This window comes from Streptomyces sp. NPDC033136, from assembly GCF_055578235.1.
Genome location: NZ_JBVIPD010000007.1, coordinates 224,725 through 238,887 on the forward strand (window position 1 = coordinate 224,725; position 14,163 = coordinate 238,887).

The 14,163-nt window shown below is 72.2% G+C and carries 12 protein-coding genes; 7 read left to right on the top strand and 5 right to left on the bottom strand.

The window, feature by feature from the left end:
- Window positions 1-38 precede the first annotated feature (38 nt).
- Both ACZ5TL_RS16055 and ACZ5TL_RS16060 read left to right on the top strand, forming a co-directional pair.
- Complete coding sequence (locus tag ACZ5TL_RS16055; RefSeq protein WP_468590298.1) at window positions 39-1,133, top strand: carboxylate-amine ligase; 1,095 nt, start codon at window positions 39-41, stop codon at window positions 1,131-1,133.
- Between the two features lie 180 nt (window positions 1,134-1,313).
- Window positions 1,314-1,895: an Rv1733c family protein gene (locus ACZ5TL_RS16060; RefSeq protein ID WP_468590300.1), complete on the top strand. Its 582-nt coding sequence runs from the start codon at window positions 1,314-1,316 to the stop codon at window positions 1,893-1,895.
- A 345-nt stretch (window positions 1,896-2,240) separates the two neighbouring features.
- Here ACZ5TL_RS16060 and ACZ5TL_RS16065 read toward each other — a convergent pair whose 3' ends face one another.
- The 3 genes from ACZ5TL_RS16065 to ACZ5TL_RS16075 form a co-directional block, all read right to left on the bottom strand.
- Window positions 2,241-2,696, bottom strand: a complete 456-nt coding sequence (locus ACZ5TL_RS16065) for a hypothetical protein (protein ID WP_468590301.1) — start codon at window positions 2,694-2,696, stop codon at window positions 2,241-2,243.
- A 323-nt stretch (window positions 2,697-3,019) separates the two neighbouring features.
- Window positions 3,020-3,373: a DUF8129 domain-containing protein gene (locus ACZ5TL_RS16070; RefSeq protein WP_468590303.1), complete on the bottom strand. Its 354-nt coding sequence runs from the start codon at window positions 3,371-3,373 to the stop codon at window positions 3,020-3,022.
- Window positions 3,374-3,454: 81 nt separating this feature from the next.
- Window positions 3,455-3,820 carry a DUF6479 family protein gene (locus ACZ5TL_RS16075; RefSeq protein ID WP_468590304.1) on the bottom strand — a complete coding sequence of 122 codons (366 nt, stop codon included), beginning with the start codon at window positions 3,818-3,820 and terminating at the stop codon, window positions 3,455-3,457.
- Window positions 3,821-3,939: 119 nt separating this feature from the next.
- Between ACZ5TL_RS16075 and ACZ5TL_RS16080 the strand changes: the two genes are divergently transcribed.
- A complete protein-coding gene (locus tag ACZ5TL_RS16080; RefSeq protein WP_468590306.1) occupies window positions 3,940-4,314 on the top strand; it encodes a four-helix bundle copper-binding protein in 375 nt (124 codons plus the stop codon).
- Window positions 4,315-4,462: 148 nt separating this feature from the next.
- On the top strand, window positions 4,463-5,641 hold the full coding sequence (locus ACZ5TL_RS16085; protein ID WP_468590307.1) for an acyl-CoA dehydrogenase family protein: 1,179 nt from the start codon (window positions 4,463-4,465) through the stop codon (window positions 5,639-5,641).
- A gap of 379 nt (window positions 5,642-6,020) precedes the next feature.
- Here the strand turns inward: ACZ5TL_RS16085 and ACZ5TL_RS16090 are convergent, their stop codons facing one another.
- Complete coding sequence (locus tag ACZ5TL_RS16090) at window positions 6,021-7,646, bottom strand: PucR family transcriptional regulator (RefSeq protein ID WP_468590309.1); 1,626 nt, start codon at window positions 7,644-7,646, stop codon at window positions 6,021-6,023.
- A 247-nt stretch (window positions 7,647-7,893) separates the two neighbouring features.
- Here ACZ5TL_RS16090 and ACZ5TL_RS16095 point away from each other — a divergent pair, with 247 nt between their 5' ends.
- Genes ACZ5TL_RS16095 through ACZ5TL_RS16105 form a run of 3 tightly spaced genes read left to right on the top strand, consistent with a single transcriptional unit; the run spans window position 7,894 to window position 13,471 of the window.
- Window positions 7,894-9,162 carry an aspartate aminotransferase family protein gene (locus ACZ5TL_RS16095; RefSeq protein WP_468590310.1) on the top strand — a complete coding sequence of 423 codons (1,269 nt, stop codon included), beginning with the start codon at window positions 7,894-7,896 and terminating at the stop codon, window positions 9,160-9,162.
- Window positions 9,159-12,035 carry an FAD-binding and (Fe-S)-binding domain-containing protein gene (locus ACZ5TL_RS16100; protein WP_468590311.1) on the top strand — a complete coding sequence of 959 codons (2,877 nt, stop codon included), beginning with the start codon at window positions 9,159-9,161 and terminating at the stop codon, window positions 12,033-12,035. The genes ACZ5TL_RS16095 and ACZ5TL_RS16100 overlap by 4 nt, the downstream gene beginning before the upstream one ends.
- Entirely contained in the window at window positions 12,032-13,471 is a 1,440-nt protein-coding gene (locus tag ACZ5TL_RS16105; RefSeq protein WP_468590313.1) for an NAD-dependent succinate-semialdehyde dehydrogenase, read from the top strand. Before ACZ5TL_RS16100 ends, ACZ5TL_RS16105 begins: the two co-directional genes overlap by 4 nt.
- A gap of 131 nt (window positions 13,472-13,602) precedes the next feature.
- Here the strand turns inward: ACZ5TL_RS16105 and ACZ5TL_RS16110 are convergent, their stop codons facing one another.
- The gene (locus ACZ5TL_RS16110) at window positions 13,603-14,130 is read right to left on the bottom strand and encodes an IclR family transcriptional regulator (RefSeq protein WP_468590315.1); all 528 of its coding nucleotides are present in this window, start codon (window positions 14,128-14,130) and stop codon (window positions 13,603-13,605) included.
- Window positions 14,131-14,163 lie beyond the last annotated feature (33 nt).

Below are 14,163 nucleotides of genomic sequence, written 5' to 3' on the forward strand. Positions count from 1 at the left end.
GATCCGGCCCGGCCCCCGGGCGGAACAGAGGGTGGTCGATGACGACGATCGGCGTGGAAGAGGAGTACCTGCTGCTCGACCCGGTCACGGGTCTGCCGGTGCCCCAGGCGGACAAGGTGCGCGCCGCGGCGGGCGTGGGACGTCTGGTGGCCGACCAGGAGGTGCAGTACGAGCTGCTCCAGGCGCAGGTCGAGGTGGCCACCCCCGTGTGCGGCACCCTGGAGGAGGTCGGAGGCCATCTCCTGCGGCTGCGGCACGCCGTCGGAGGGGCCGCCGAGGAGCACGGCTGCCGGATCGGGGTGTGCGGGACACCGCCGGTGCGGCACGGCCGTCCCATCGCCGTCACCGACCAGGCCCGCTACCGCGCCATGGTCACGCAGGCGCCGCAGCTGGTGGCGGAGCAGCTGGTCAACGGCACGCACGTGCACGTCGCGGTGCCAGACCGCGAGGCGGGCGTGCAGGTCCTGAACCGGATCCGGGTCCGGCTGCCGACGCTGACCGCCATGGCCGCGAACTCACCGCTGTGGGACGGCCACGACACGGGCTTCGCAAGCTGGCGCACGGTGATCTTCAGTCGCTGGCCGGTCAGCGGTATGCCCCCGCACTTCCGCGACGCCGCGGACTACGACCGCCGCGTGGAGCGGCTGCTGGAGGCCGGTCTGATCTCCGACACCGGTCAGCTCTACTGGCAGGCCCGCCTGTCGGCGAACTATCCCACCATCGAGGTGCGGTGCCTCGACGTCCAACTGCGCGCGGACGAGGCGGTCATGCTCGCCGCCGTCATCCGGGCCATGGTGGAGACCGCCCTGGCCGAGACCGCCGCCGACGCGCCCACGCCCTACTGCGCCCCGGAGCTCCTGCAGGCCTCGATGTGGCACGCCGCCCGGCACGGCCTCGGCGCCACCCTGATCGACCCCGACGGCGCACCGCACCGCGCCGGCGACGTGCTCTACGAGTTCCTGCGGCACGTCGCTCCCGCCCTCGACACGTCCGGCGACAGCCGTCAGGTCACGTCCCTGGTCCACCGCCTCCTGCAGGAGGGCACCGGCGCGGACCGGCAGCGCGCCGCCCTCGCGCACGGCGGGCTGCGTGCGGTCACCGAGCTGATCAGCGCCCAGAGCACGATGCCGTGACGCGCCGGAAGACCTCTCCTCGGGCCACCGCGGCGACAGGGGTGTCCGATGTCCGCACGGGCGTGGACGACCGGCCCTGGAGGCGGTGGCCGGTGACGACCGCCGGCTGACAGCGCCGTCCGGCCGTGAAGGGAGCACACTGGAAGGGTGCTGCCGGTGCTCATGAGGGGGTGTCGGCCGATGAAAGCGTCAGAGCGTACGACCGTGCGATGGTGGCGGTGGCGACACAACGCGCTCAAGCGGCGCGTCGACGTCGTCGAGGCCTGGGTCGTGCTCGCCGGCTGGGGGCTCGCCCTGCTCGGGGGGCTCATCGCCGGGCTGCTGGCGGCGGGTGCGGTCGAGCGGGCCGTCGAACGCCAGCGGGCCGAGAGCCGCGAGGTCCCCGCGGTACTGGTCAAGGACGCGCCCGGCCCGTCACCGGCCCGCGCGGCGAGTGACCACCGGGTGTGGGGCGAGGTGCGGTGGACCGCTCCGGACGGCTCGACTCACAAGGATGAGGCACGGGTACCGCCCAGGACCCCCGCGGGGAGCACGGTCCAGGTGTGGGTGAACCGCGGCGGGGACATCACGACCCCACCGGTGACCGAGGGTGAGGCCTGGCTCCACACCGCCATGGGCGGCGCGCTGGCAGGGGCCTTCGCGGGCGGGGCGGTCCTGGGAGCTGCGCGGCTGACCCGCCTGGCGCTGGACCGCCGGCGCATGGCGCAGTGGGAGGCGGAGTGGGAGCGGATCGACACGCGGCGGGGGTGGAAGACGGGCTGAGGGGCCGCTGTCCGCGCTGTCCGGATGCCTCGGCGGGAGGCCGATGGTGTACCTGGCCGGTGCCTTGGTGGCCGTCGGACCGTGCGCCGGGCCGCCGTTCCTCGTGGTGACGGCCGTCAGGACGAGCGCGGGCAGCGGGACGGGCGGGACGGCGGGATGCCGGCCTGGTCGGTGTGCAGGCCCCAGGGGTCCCTTCATCACGAGCGTCCGATCGGGCCGCGGGGTTCGGTGCCGTGCGTCGCAGGGCGCCAGGCCGTGCGACCCGGGCGGGCATGGTGAAAGGACCCCTCAGGTCTGTGAGCTCATCCGGGGCGGCTGGGCGGGACCGTCCCCGTCCCGCGTGGGCTACCTGGGCGCCTCGGGGAAGGGCGAGCCGGACGGGAAGGGAGTGGCCGTGGGCAGAGGCGCGGTCGCTTCCTCGACCTGGCGGACGGTGCCTTGCCCGGGCCTGCTGTCCGGGCCCGTGCCGGTGGACAGCAGGGAACAGGCCCCGAGGGCCACGGCGACGGCGGCAGCGGTGGCGACGACCCGCCCCACACGCCGGACCTTGCCACGCCGGTCCAGATCCCGCCAGGCCACGCGGACCCACAGATCCTCCGGCTGCCACAGGTCACCGACGGCGTGCGGGGGCTGGAGCTGCCGCCCCGCCGCCCGCTCCCTGGCGGAGGGCTCCCTCGGCGCCGAGGCCCGTAGGGCGGACTCGCTGTCCGTGAGGAACCTCAGCCACACCTCGTCCGGGAGTGGGGGAGCGCCGTCCGGCTCGTCGGGCGTCCCCCACCCGCTCGCTCCCTCGGTGGTCACGTCCCGTCATCCCCTCTCCGGTGGTCCGGCCCGGTCTTCGCGCAGTGTCTTCGCGCAGTGCAAGATCAGTATGCCGCCCGGCCGCGGAGTCGAGCCTCGCATGTCCCGGTACAGGGTCTCCCTGACGTCCTGGCCGGCTGGCGGGACCTGTCACGTCTGATGCGCGACCCCCGGCAGCAGACGCCGGCCCCCGCCTCTCGCTGCACCCCAGACCTATGATCCAACTCACTCCCTTTCCCGTGCGCCGGACGGGAAAGGGCCCGTGCGTCGGCACGGGCCCTTCTGTCGGTACGGCGGGGATTCCGCCGGGGTGGCGGTGCGTCCTACCTGCGGTCGCCCTTCGGCTTGCCCCGCTGGTCGGGCGTGCCGTGCGGCGGCGCGCTGAACGGCTCGGGCGAGGTCGCGGGCGACACGGGAGAGCCTCCCCGGCTGCCCTTGCCCGTCTCCGGCCGCAGGGCGCCCGGGTCGCCGGACGTCGGCTCCGCGCCCGCGCGCAACTGGTCGAGCCGGGCGCCCAGCAGCTCGGTCACCGGCAGCCGGTCGGCGTGCGACCGCTCGTACGCCAGCAACTCCTCGACCTCGTCCGCGGACAGCGACCGCACACGGCTCTCCAGACCACCGAGCGGCAGCTGGTCGTAGTCGGGCAGCGGCAGGGTGCTGCGGGCGGGATCTGTCATGGTTCTCACTTCCCTGTGTGCGACGTGTAGGGGCGTGCTTGCGCACGACGCGAGGCTGGGGACGGGCCGCGTGAGCGGGGGTCAGCGGCCGCCGGAGCCGCCGCTGCCGAACGAGCCGCTGCTGCCCTCGTTCCAGCGGGGGCGTTCCTGGGACGGGCTCGTCCGGCCGCTGTGATTGCCGTGCGCCTTCAGTTCGTGGGGCGTCAGACGCTCCTCGCTTCTCGGCACCTCCTGGGGCTCACGGTGCTCACTCGTCTCGCGGACCGGGCCCCCGTCGGGCAGCCGCGGCTGCTCCTCCGGGCGCGGTGCGGGCGGCTCCTTGCGCTTGGTGCGAAAGCCGAGGACGAAGGCCCCCAGCAGGAGGGCCACGACCACCACACCCGCCACACCCAGCCCGATGCCGAGGGCGCCGCGGCCCGCGGCCATCTCCATCCATGCGGTATTCATGGCACGCGAGTACCCCTGGTCCGCACCGCGAACCCGGCTCACCCGGGCCGCGAGGACCAGGCCGCGAGCGGTGCGGAACCCTGGGTTTGACCGGCGGTGACCCGGGCTACCCGAGCGGTGTGACTTCGACGACATCCCAGCAGGAGCTGTTCCGGTTCCTGGAGGACCGCTTCGCATGCGCGCAGGCGTGCACCGAGTGCGCCCGGGCGTGCGCCCTGCGTGCGAGCCTCGTGGATCCCGACGGCACCGAGAACCAGGAACTCGTACGACGCAAGGGCATCATGTGCGCGGAGGTCTGCGACGCGACCTGCCGTGTGCTGTCCGAGCAGAACCAGGTGGACGAGAACAGCATCCGGATCCAGGTGGAGTGGTGCCGGTCCGTGTGCCTGGAGGCCGCACATGTCTTCGACCGCCAGCCCGGAGCGGAGGACTCGGCGGCGGCCTGCCGTGCGTGCGCGCGTGCCTGCACGGACTTCCTCGCGACGCTGAACTGACCCGGCACCTGGAGACACCTCGTCACGAGAGAAGACACCCCGTCCCGCCAGTGGGGTGACCGACCGGAGGTGCAAGGCCATTCCCAATTTCTGAAACACGTTCTACGGTGTGCGCCAACAGGACCGGTCCGGGGACCCTGGAGGCGCCGTGCACCTCGAATACACGCCCGAGCAGCAGCGGCTGCGCACCGAACTGCGCGCCTACTTCGCCGGCCTGGTCCCGGACAACGCCTATGCCCGGCGCGGCGCTCCGGCCGCCCAGAAGCGGTTCTACCGCGAGACCATCCGGAGGCTGGGCGCCGACGGCTGGCTCGGCGTGGGCTGGCCGAAGCAGTACGGCGGGCGCGGCCTCACGGCGATGGAGCAGTTCATCTTCTTCGACGAGGCCGCCCAGGCCGGCGTGCCGCTGCCGCTCATGGCACTGAACACCGTGGGTCCGACGATCATGCAGTACGGCACCGACGAGCAGAAGGCGTACTTCCTGCCCAAGATCCTCGCCGGCGAGATCGACTTCGCCATCGGCTACAGCGAGCCCGGCGCCGGCACCGACCTGGCCTCGCTGCGGACCCGCGCGGTACGGGACGGCGACACGTACGTCGTCGACGGCCAGAAGATCTGGACGACCAACGGCGACACGGCCGACTGGGTGTGGCTGGCCGTACGCACCGACCCGGAGGCCCCGCCGCACAAGGGCATCACCATGCTCCTGGTGCCGACCTCCGCCCCCGGCTACTCCTGCACCCTCATCAACACCCTCGCCTCGCACGACACCACCGCCAGCTACTACGAGAACGTCCGCGTGCCCGTCTCCCGCCGGGTCGGCGCCGAGAACCAGGGCTGGCGGCTGATCACCAACCAGCTCAACCACGAGCGCGTGACCCTGGCAGCCCACGGCACCATGGCGATCCGCGCCCTGTACGACGTACAGCGCTGGGCGATGGAGACCAAGCTCGCCGACGGCCGCCGCGTCGCCGACCTGCCCTGGGTACGCCGTCTCCTGGCCCGCACTCACGCCCGGCTGGACGCGCTGAAACTGCTCAACTGGCAGATGGTCGGCGCGGTCCAGGACGGCACCCTCACCCCGCAGGACGCCTCCGCCGTCAAGGTCTACGGTTCGGAGGCCCGCCGCGACGCCTACGCCTGGCTGATGGAGATCGTCGCCGCCCCTGGCACCCTGAAGGAGGGTTCGGCGGGCGCGGTCCTGCGCGGCGAACTGGAACGCGGCTATCGCTCGGCGGTCATCTTCACCTTCGGCGGCGGCAACAACGAGATCCAGCGGGAGATCATCTCGTGGATCGGGCTGGGGATGCCCCGGGTTCGGCGCTGACGGGTTGTGACGAGGATTTACAGTTGGCACAAAACTGCGAGGCGAGGCTCATCTGCGCGCCGGCCTCCGCTCGCGCCGTAGCCACGAGGATTGCGTAAGGGCCTGCGACGGTTGTGGCCTCGATCTGGAGTCATGCCTGGTGGAAGGCCATTCGTGCCACTCTGTGCCGCGGCCGGTGTCTGATCCAGGGTGCTCCGGGTGCTGGCACTTAGCATGCTCTGTGTTTCTGGAGGGGAGAGGGTGTGACGGGCGGGAGAGGATGCTGTCCCGGGTCCGGACCTGACTCCTGACACAGGACAGCGTTCAGCGATCGTGACCACTTGATGCGCGTCCTCGGTAAGGCCCGTGCGGTCGTGCCTCTCGTAGCCTTGGTGCCCCGTCAGTGGGCTCGCAGCACATCGAGTGCCGTGAGAGCCGCGTGGAGTTCGGTGCGCTGTTCGCCGGATTCCAGGTCGCGGTCGAGGAGACGCTCGATGGTGCGCAGGCGTTGGTACATGGTTTCGCGGGAGAGGCCGCCCCGGCGTGCGGCGGTGGTCTTGTTGCCGGCCGCTTCGAGGTAGTGGCGCAGGGTCGTCAGCAGGTCGGTGCCGTGCTGGGTGTCATGATCGATTAGTCGCCCGAGCTGCTGTTCGGCGTACTCCTGGATGCGAGTGTCCTCGCGGAGGGCGTACAGCAGGCGGTGCAGGCCGATGTCGGACAGCTCGTGGAAGGACCGGCCCGGGGGGAGGGGCTGGCCGGGTGGGGTGGCCTCGGCGACGCGGGCCGCCTCGCGGAACGAGCGGGCGGCGTCGGAGAGGTCCGTGATCTCCGAGCCGATGCTCACCACTGCCTGGGGGGCCAGGATGAGCGCGGTGCTGCACAGTCGTTCGACGATGGGGCGCCAGGGTTGGGAGGGACGCAGAGCCAGCAGGATGCCAAGGCGGTCGGGGGCCAACTCGCCGACGAGGGCCGAGACGCCTGCCGTCCGCAGCTCCTGGAACAGGCGGGTCTCGGCCTCGGTCCCCCCTCTGTCTGTGCGGAGGTCCACCAGAATCGCGACGAACCGGCTTCGGTCGGACGGCAGGCCCAGTGCGGCGCAGCGGGCGCGGGCGTCCTCGGCGGAGCGGTGGCGCTGGTCCACCAGGTCGCGCAGGGCGTTTCGGTGTGCGGTGCGTCCCCAGGGGGTGTGATGGATGAGGCGGGCGACGGTCAGTGCCATCGCGGTCCTCTCCAGCACGGTGATCTCCTCCGGCCCGAAGGCGGGGCCGTCGGCACGGGCCGGGAGCATGACCACACGGCCCCAGCGCTCGCCCTGGTACTCGACGGGTGCGGTGAGCCAGCGGGCTGGTCCGCATGCCGCCGTGTGGTCGTCGGCCCCGGTGGCTCTGGACCGCTGTTCCCAACCGGTGAGCGCCTCCTCCACCGTGCCTCCGGACGGTTCGCAGATCAGTGCCTGGTGCACCAGGTTCTCCAGGACGACCGTGCGGCCGCACATCTCCGCCGCCGCGCGCACCACGTCCTCCGGGCCGGCACCGCGCAGGGTCAGGGCGGTGAACACCTCGTGGATGCGCTGGGTGCGGCGCATCGCGTCCGCCTGGTTGCCGAGCAGGAGGGCGTGCACGACCTGGGTGACCTCCAGGAAGTTGACGTCCTTGGCGAGCGTGACGAGGGGAAGGCCCCGCAGGCGGCAGGCGTCCACGAGTGCGTCCGGCGGGCGGTGATAGCGACGCACGAGTTCGATGACCAGCGCAGCTGCCCCGACGTCGGCGAGTTCGTCGACGTACCTGCGCACGCCCGGCACGTCGTCCGGGAGCGGCATTCCGGTGGTCAGGACGAGTTCGCCGCCCTTGAGGAAGGACGCGGGGTCGGTCAGTTCGGTGATGTGGACCCACCCGACCGGCCGCTCTAGGTGGGCCACACCGGTGACGACCTGGGGCTGTCCGGCTGCCAGCACGGGAAGGGCCAGGACGTCGGCGACGGTGAGTGCGCGGGTGGGCCCACGGCCGACCGGGTGGTTGTCGTTCACGGTGTCTCCATGGGGTCCCCTGCTCGAGCACGGCTCAGCGCCCGGGAGTGCCCGGCCACTGTGACAAGCGTCGCTGACCTGCGCAAGAGCGGTCCGTGAGCGATCGGCACCCGGCACGACCCCGGTGAGGCTGACACAACGTCCGGATGTCGCGGCCCGACCGGACAGATCGCACGTTGGCGCACCCCCGGTCCGCGGAGATGCTCGGGATACCGCAGCAGCCAGAGCACCGAGGCCGGGAGACAACATGACCGCACTGTCGCCGCACCTTCGCCAGGCCACGCCCGTGGTGGCGGTCCGGGGCGAGGGCGTCCACCTCTACGGTGAGGACGGCCGCCGCTACCTCGACTTCACCGCCGGCATCGGCGTCACCAGCACCGGGCACTGCCACCCCAAGGTCGTAGCGGCGGCGCAGGAGCAGGTGGGCACGCTGGTGCACGGCCAGTACACGACTGTCATGCACCAGCCGCTGCGGCAGCTCGTCGAGAAGCTGGGCGAAGTGCTGCCGGCCGGACTGGACAGCCTGTTCTTCACCAACTCCGGCAGCGAGGCCGTCGAGGCCGCGCTGCGCCTTGCCCGCCAGGCCACCGGCCGCCCCAACGTCGTCGTCTGCCACGGCGGCTTCCACGGCCGTACGGTCGCCGCCGCCTCCATGACCACCTCCGGTACCCGCTTCCGCTCCGGTTTCTCCCCGCTGATGAGCGGCGTGGTCGTCACCCCGTTTCCGTCGGCCTACCGCTACGGCTGGGACGAGGAGACCGCCACCCGCTTCGCCCTCCAGGAGCTCGACTACACCCTCCAGACGATCTCGTCCCCCGCCGACACGGCCGCGATCATTGTCGAGCCGGTGCTCGGCGAAGGCGGCTACGTCCCGGCGAACCGCGCCTTCATGGAAGGACTGCGGGAACGCGCAGACCGGCACGGCTTCCTCCTCATCCTCGACGAGGTGCAGACCGGTGTCGGCCGCACGGGCCGCTTCTGGGGCCACGACCACTTCGGCGTCACCCCGGACATCCTCGTCACCGCCAAGGGGCTGGCCAGCGGCTTCCCACTGTCCGGCATCGCCGCCTCCGAGGAGCTGATGGCGAAGGCGTGGCCGGGCTCGCAGGGCGGCACGTACGGTGCCAACGCCGTGGCCTGCGCGGCGGCCGTCGCCACCCTCGACGTCGTACGCGACGAGAGGCTCGTCGAGAACGCCGACGCGATGGGCAAGCGGCTGCGCCACGGCCTGGAGGCGGTGGCCGACCGCACGCCGGGCATCGGCGACGTCCGCGGCCTGGGCCTGATGCTGGCTACCGAGTTCGTCACCGAGGACGGCGGCCCCGACCCCGAGACCGCCGCCCGAGTGCAGCGCGCCGCGATCGACGAGGGCCTGCTCCTGCTGCTGTGCGGCGCGTGGAACCAGGTCGTACGGATGATCCCGGCGCTCGTCATCGACGAGACGGCGGTGGACGAGGGCCTCCAGGCGTGGGCGACCGCGGTGGAAGCCGGTACCTCAGGAGCATCGCCGCGATGAGCGATAGCGTGGCGCGGCTGACCGCCCGCCTCACCAGGACGGCTCCCGGCCTGCGGATGGAATCCGGCCCGGGCGCCCTCGGCCAGTACGCCTACGACGCCTCCAACTACCGTGTCCCCCCGCAGGCTGTGGCCTTCCCCCGCAGCGCCGACGACGTGGTCGCGGTGCTGCGGGCCTGCAAGGAGACGGGCGTTCCCATCACCGCGCGCGGCGGCGGGACCAGCATGGCCGGCAACGCGGTCGGGCCGGGCGTTGTCCTGGACTTCTCCCGGTACATGAACCGGATCCTGGACATCGACCCGGCCAGCGGGACCGCGCGTGTCGAGGCCGGAGTCGTCCTCGACGCACTGCAGAGCGCGACCGCCCTGCACGGGCTCTCCTTCGGCCCCGACCCGTCCTCGCACAGCCGCTGCACGCTCGGCGGCATGATTGGCAACGACGCGTGCGGCAACCGGTCCGTGCGGCACGGGCGTACCAGCTCGCACATCGAGGCGCTGGAGATCGTGACGGTCGACGGCGTGCGCGCTGTCGCCGACCGCACCGGACTGCACGCGGTGGACCCGCAGGACGCCGAACTCGTCGCCCGTCTCGAGGCGGACATACGCCGTCTGATCGCGGACAACCTGGCGCCGATCCGTACCGAGCTGGGCCGCATTCCCCGTCAGGTCTCCGGCTATCAGCTGCACCACCTGCTGCCCGAGCACGGCTTCGACATGGCCCGCGCCCTGGTCGGCACCGAGGGCTCCTGTGCGGTCGTCACCGCCGCGACGGTCCGCTTGGTGGCGACCGCACAGGCTTCCACGCTTCTCACTCTCGGCTACGACGATGTCGTCGACGCGGCCGAGGACGTGCCGGAGATCCTGCGCTGGAATCCCACCGCCGTGGAGGGCATGGACGAGGCGATCGTCGCTACCATGCGCGCCCGCCGCGGCCCGGACTCCGTGACCGGACTGCCCGAAGGGCGGGCCTGGCTGTATGTCGAACTCGACGGCGACGACGAGGCCACGGTCAACACCCGCGCGGCCCAGCTCCTCGACGTGCTCAAGGCACAGGGCCGGATGACCGGCGGGCGGGTCGTGGAGAGCGCGGCCGAACGGCGCTCCTTGTGGCGAGTCCGCGAAGACGGGGCCGGCCTGGCCGCCCGCCTCGTCGACGGTGGGGAGTCCTGGCCCGGCTGGGAGGATTCGGCGGTCGCGCCCGAGAACCTCGCCGGCTATTTGCGGGACTTCCGCAAGCTGCTCGCCTCCCATGTACTCACCGGCGTGATGTACGGGCACTTCGGCGCGGGGTGCGTCCATGTGCGCATCGACTTCGACCTCGCGACGGACGTGGGCCGCACTGCCGCCCGCCGCTTCCTGCACGAGGCGGCAGCCCTGGTCGTCGCGCACGGCGGGACCCTGTCCGGCGAGCACGGCGACGGGCGGGCGCGCGGTGAGCTGCTGGAGGTCATGTACAGCCACCGCATGATCCGGGCCTTCACCGCCTTCAAGGATGTATTCGACCCCGAGGGGCTGCTCAACCCGGGCGTGATCGTGGCCCCGGCCCCGCTCGACGCCGATCTCGCGCTGCACCAGATCCAGCCCCCGGCGACTGATTTCTCCTTCCCGCATGACGAGGACGGCTTCGCGGGCGCGGTACGCCGCTGCGTCGGCGTGGGCCGCTGCCGCAGCGACGCGGGCGGTGTGATGTGCCCGAGCTACCGGGCCACCGGGGAGGAGACCGACTCCACCCGGGGCCGGGCCCGACTCCTTCAGGAGATGGTGCGGGGCGACCTCGTCCAGGGCGGCTGGCGCTCGACGGAGGTACGCGACGCCCTCGACCTGTGCCTGTCCTGCAAGGCGTGCTCCAGCGACTGCCCGGTCGGCGTCGACATGGCCACCTACAAGGCGGAGTTCCTGCACCAGCACTACAAGGGCAGGATCCGGCCCCGCTCCCACTACTCGCTGGGCTGGCTGCCGCTGACCTCGGCCGTGGCCGGATACGCCGCCCGCCCGGTCAACGCGCTGCTGCGCGGACCGGTCGGCAAGCTGCTCGCCCGGCTGGGAGGGGTGACCACGAAGCGCCGGATCCCGGCCTTCGCCTCCCGGCGCGCATCGCGCGGGGTCCTGCGCGGTGCGAAGACCGGCGAATCAGCGAGGGCTGTGCTCTTCATCGACAGCTTCACGCGTGCGTTTCGTCCGGAGGTGGCGGGCGCCGCGAGCCGCGTGCTCGCCGACGCGGGAATCCCCTGCACGGTGGAGGACGGCCTGTGCTGCGGCCTGACCTGGGTCAGCACCGGCCAGCTGTCCGTCGCCCGCCGCATCATGGCCCGTACGGTCGCCCACCTCGACAACGGTGACGAGCGGCCCGTCGTCGTGGCCGAACCCAGCTGCGCCGCCGCCCTCAAGCGTGACGTGCCCGAGCTCCTCGGCACGGACGCCGCCCGTCGGGTCGCGGAGCGCGTCCACACCTTCACCGGCGCCCTGACCGACCTGGCCGCCCCCGACTGGACGCCCCCCGAGCTGCCGGCCGACGTCGTCCTGCAGGCCCACTGCCACGAGTACGCCACCTTCAAGGGCAGCCGCCCCACCGACCTGCTGCGCCAATTGGGTGTGGTCAAGGTCGACGAGGCCGAGGGCTGCTGTGGACTCGCCGGAAACTTCGGCTTCGAGGCGCAGCACTACGACACATCGATGGCCGTCGCCGACCTGGCTCTGAAGCCACGCCTCGACGGCATCGACCAGGACACGCCGACCGTCGTCGTCGCGGACGGCTTCAGCTGCGCCACCCAGATCGACCACCTCGCCGGTGACCGGGGCATCCGCGCCCTGCACCTCGCGGAACTCCTCGACCCTGCCGCCGATCAAGCCGTTCCACCAGGAGAGACGTCATGACCGACACACCCACGCAGTTGTTCATCGGCGGGACCTGGACGGACGCCGCGGACGGCGCCACCATGCCCGTGGACGACCCCGCGACCGGTGAGATCCTCGCCCACGTCGCCGACGCCGGCGCCAAGGACGCCCAGCGCGCCGAGGAGGCGGCCGTCCGGGCGCAGGAGGCGTGGGCCCGTACGGCGCCCCGGGTGCGCAGCGAGATCCTGCGCCGGGCGTACGAGATCATCGTCGAGCGCACCGACGAGTTGGCCCACCTGATGACGGCCGAGATGGGCAAGCCGCTGGCGGAGGCCAGGGGCGAGGTGGCGTACGCGGCCGAGTTCTTCCGCTGGTTCTCCGAGGAGGCCGTCCGTATCGACGGCGGCCACGGCGTCCTGCCCGACGGCCGCAACCGCATGCTGCTCTCCCGCCGCCCGGTCGGCCCCTGTCTGCTGATCACCCCGTGGAACTTCCCGCTGGCCATGGGCACCCGCAAGATCGGCCCGGCGATCGCCGCCGGCTGCACGATGATCCTCAAGCCGGCCCCGCAGACCCCTCTGTCCAGCCTGGCTCTCGCCGCGATCCTCCAGGAGGCCGGGCTGCCGGACGGGGTGCTGAACGTCGTCACCACCTCCCGTGCGGGGGAGGTGTGCGAACCGCTCCTGCGCGGCGGCCGGATCCGCAAGCTGTCCTTCACCGGCTCCACCAACGTGGGACGCCTGCTGCTCGCCCAGAGCGCGGAGGCGGTCGTGCGGACCTCGATGGAGCTGGGCGGGAACGCGCCGTTCGTCGTCTTCGAGGACGCCGACCTGGACAAGGCGGTCGACGGCGCGATGGTCGCCAAGATGCGCAACATGGGCGAGGCCTGCACCGCCGCCAACCGGTTCTTCGTCCACTCCTCCGTGGCGGAGGAGTTCGGGCGTCGCCTGGCCGAGCGCATGGGCGCGCTGGTCGTGGGCCCCGGCACCCGGGACGGCGTCGACGTCGGCCCGCTGATCGACAGGGTCGGACGGGCCAAGGTCGAGGAACTGGTGGCCGACGCGGTGGAGCGCGGCGCCCGGGTGCTCGTCGGCGGCCGTACGCCCGAGGGGCCGGGCTGCTTCTACCCGCCGACCGTGCTCACCGACGTCGATGCCGACAGCCGCCTGATGGACACGGAGATCTTCGGCCCGGTCGCGGCGATCCTCACCTTCGACGACGAGGACGAGGTGATCCGCCGGGCCAACGACACCCCCTGGGGCCTCGTCGGCTACGTCTTCACCGAGGGCCTGGACCGCGCCCTGCGGGTCAGCGAGCGTCTGGAGGTCGGAATGGTCGGCCTCAACACCGGCCTCGTCTCCAACCCGGCCGCCCCCTTCGGCGGCGTCAAGCAGTCCGGGCTGGGCCGCGAGGGCGGCCGGGTCGGGATCGACGAGTTCCTGGAGTACCAGTACCTCGCGGTGCCTGTGCGATGACGGCGGTCCTGCCCTGACATTCGCCGCATCGCACACCGCGCGGGCCACGCCGTGCCCGGCCGCTCTGTCCTCCTGGCCGGGCACGGGGAGGGCCCTGCCTCGCCGTAGGGCGGGCCGGGCCGAAGGCGCCCTCAGCGCAGGTGGCGCGCGGTGATCTCCGCCGCCGTCTCGGTCACCAGTCGCCCCAGCTCCGCGAGCCGACCGGGCTCGAAGCGTGAATCAGGCAGGGAGACGGCCACGGCGGCCAGCGGGACGCCGTCACCGTCCAGGACGGGTGCGGAGATGGCGCAGATCCCCTGGAGGTACTGGTTGTGGTTGACGGAGTAGCCACGCTCCCTGACCCGCCGGAGTTCCGTGCGCAGCTCCTCGGGGTCGGTGATGGTCTCCTCGCCGTATCCCTCGAACGTGCCCGTGGCGAACTCGTCGACCTCGGGATGCGGGAGATGGGCGAGGATCGCGTGCCCGGTGGCTGTGGCGTGCAGCGGTGAGGTGTCGCCGATGGTGTGGAAGGTCCGTACGGGGTGGTCGCAGTCGACGCGGTCGACGACGACCATGCTGTGCAGCGCGTCGGGCACCGAGAGATGGATGGTCTCGTTCACCGTGTCGCGGAGGCGGATCATGGGTTCGCGGGCGGCGGCGAACAGGCTGGAGGCCTGCACCGGTTGCGGGAATCAGGGGCGGGGAGCCGTCAG